Origin of the sequence: Citricoccus sp. (genome assembly GCF_035445025.1) — a bacterium.
GTDB lineage: Bacteria > Actinomycetota > Actinomycetes > Actinomycetales > Micrococcaceae > Citricoccus.
On the sequence record NZ_DAOMPX010000141.1, the window covers coordinates 1 to 2,540 of the forward strand.

Annotated in this window: 2 protein-coding genes; one reads left to right on the top strand and one right to left on the bottom strand. The window is 73.3% G+C overall.

Going from position 1 to position 2,540, the window contains the following annotated elements; all coding sequences use genetic code 11:
* Positions 1-89: 89 nt before the first annotated feature.
* On the bottom strand, positions 90-1,379 hold the full coding sequence (locus tag PLJ28_RS15555; RefSeq protein ID WP_324590411.1) for a carboxylate--amine ligase: 1,290 nt from the start codon (positions 1,377-1,379) through the stop codon (positions 90-92).
* 52 nt (positions 1,380-1,431) lie between these two features.
* On the opposite strand from PLJ28_RS15555, the gene PLJ28_RS15560 reads away from it, so the two are divergent.
* Positions 1,432-2,540 (top strand): lipid II:glycine glycyltransferase FemX (locus PLJ28_RS15560; RefSeq protein ID WP_324590412.1); only part of this gene is annotated, 1,109 nt, incomplete at its 3' end.

A 2,540-nucleotide genomic window follows, 5' to 3' on the forward strand; every position in this document is an offset into this window, starting at 1 on the left:
GCGCAAGAAACCCGCAGCCCGGACCGTGTCCCTCGTGCCACACAAAACAATTGAGTAAAGACTACCACCCAGCGCAACGTGCGGTGAAATCAGGACTGCGGAGGGTACTGGCGGAAGGCCCGCAGGCTGTTGAGCTCCGCCAGCCGCAGTCCGGCCAGGCGGCGCAGGTCCGCGTCCGCGCGGTACTCGAAGGGCCGGATGACGCGGCCGGCCCGGGCGGCGCGGCGGATCGCCTCGCGTTGGTCCGCCGAGGCGTGACGGCGCACGAGCGACAGCGGGACGGTGGTGGTCAGCACCGGGCCGTCCGTGCTCACCCGTCCCGCGGCCGGCGCCGGCCCCCCGACGGCGTCCGCGACCTCGGGCAGGTACTCCGACAGCAGGTACGGGGCCGGGTTGGCCCCGGCGCCGGTCAGGTAGTAGTGGTTGCGTCCCAGCCGTGGGTTCATCTCCAGGAACTGGGCCCGGCCGTCCCGCGGGTCGACCTTGATGTCGAACATCGCGAAGCCGCGCCAGTCCAGCGCCTCCAGCAGCGCGGTCCCCTGGCGGGCCACGGTCTCGTGCTCCCCGGCCAGCACCGCACGGGCGTTGCCCTCGGTCCCCGGGGCGTGGTCCTCCACGATCACCTCGCCGTAGGACACCAGGCGGGTGGTCCCGGTGCCGTCCCGGAAGAAGGTGGCGATGCCCAGTTGCGAGTCCGGGCCCGGGACGAGCTCCTGCACGATCAGCGAGCCGCGGTAGCCGGCCCCGCTGGCCCGGCCGATCAGCTCACCCAGCTCCTCGGCCCCGTGCACCACGTGCACCTTGCGCCGCCCGGTGAAGCGCACGTCCGCCCAGGCCCCGCCGTCCCCGGCCTTGAGGATCACCGGGAACGCCGGCCCGTCCTCCCCCAGCCCCGCCAGGAACCCGGCGAGGGCGGCGGGCGTGTGGGAGCCGGCGTCGTAGGCGGCGGTGCGCGGGTACGGGACGCCGAGCTGATCGCAGAGGGCGTAGAAGTTCTCCTTCAGCGCGGCCGCGTCCAGCGCTGCCTCGTCCGGGTAGGGCACCGTGTAACCGCGGGACTCCAGGGTGTCCCGGTGGCGGGCGGCGAAGCGCACGAGGTGGTCGTAGCTGGCCAGCAGCAGCAGCGGCCGGCCGGGCACGCGGCCGTTCAGCTCGTCCGCCACGGCCAGCAGCGCCTCCAGGACCGGGCCCTCCTCGGTCATCGGCCCGGCGGGGAACGCCTCCAGGATGCGCGAGTGCCGCAGGTTGCGGTTCACCGCGGTGGGGACCACGGCCGAGACGACCCCGTAGGCCTCGTGGAACTCCCGCGCCAGGGAGTAGGCCCCCACGTCGCCTCCGGTGATGACAGGGACGAAGGACTGCTCGGCGGGAACCATCATGGGCCCCAGCCTACCGGCGGACCCGGCTCGTCATGCCGTTCGCGCTATGGTGATGGGCGTGCCAGAGACCGATCCCCAGCCCCGTGCCCTGACCGTCCGCCGCATCACCACCCAGGAGCATGGGCGGTTCCTGGCGGAGCACGCGGAGTCCTCCTTCCTGCAGAACCCCCACTGGCCGGACGTCAAGGTCGACTGGCGCGGCGAGTCCGTGGGCCTGTTCGACGGGGACATGCTGCGCGCCGCCGCCCTCGTGCTGTTCCGCCGGCTGCCCGTGCCGGTGCCGGTGCTGCGGAACCGCAGCCTGGCGTACATCGCCGAGGGCCCGGTGTTCGACCGGACGCAGGTGCACCTGGAGTCGGTGCTGACCCCGCTCGTGCAGTACCTGAAGTCCCGCGGGGCGTTCCTGGTGCGCGTCGGGCTGCCCGGCGTCGTGCGCCGGTGGGACGGTTCCGAGGTGCGCAAGGCCCTGGCGGCCGGGCAGACGGCGTCCGTCACGGACCTGGAGCCGCTGCACACCGCCCCCGAGGCCGACGACGTCCGCGCCCGCCTGCAGGCGCTGGGCTGGCAGGCCCCGAGCGAGAGCGAGTCCTTCGAGGCCGGCCAGCCGCAGTTCCAGGCGCGCATCCCGCTGCATCCGGAGCTGTACGGCACCGAGCCGGTCAGCCCGGCCAAGGGCCAGGACCCCGAGGACCCCGCCGTGACCGCCGCCCTGAACCGGATGGACTCCACGTCCCGGCGCCAGACCCGCAAGTCCACCCGCTCCGAGCTGACCGTCACCGTGGGCACCGAGGCCGACCTGCCGGCCTGGCAGGCGCTCTACGAGGAGACCGCGCGGCGCGACGGGTTCACCGGCCGGCCGCTGGCCTACTTCCAGCGCATGTTCACCGCCCTGAACTCCTCCCCGGGCAGCGCCTGCACCCTCTACCTGGCCCACTACGGCGAGCAACTGCTGGCAGCGGCCATCTACGTGCGGCAGGGCACCTTCGGCTGGTACGTCTACGGTGCCTCGTCCGCCGAGGAGCGCAAGCGCTACGCGCCGCGGGCGCTGCAGCTGCGCCAGATCGAGGACTCGCTGGCCGCCGGGTGCACCTGGTACGACCTCGGCGGGATGAGCCCGTCGCTGGACCCCGAGTACGAACTGGCCGGGCTGACGCGGTTCAA

Bases quoted from the DNA above. Each gene is read 5' to 3' on its own strand.
- PLJ28_RS15555 (WP_324590411.1), bottom strand. From the start codon at position 1,379: ATGATGGTTCCCGCCGAGCAGTCCTTCGTCCCTGTCATCACCGGAGGC.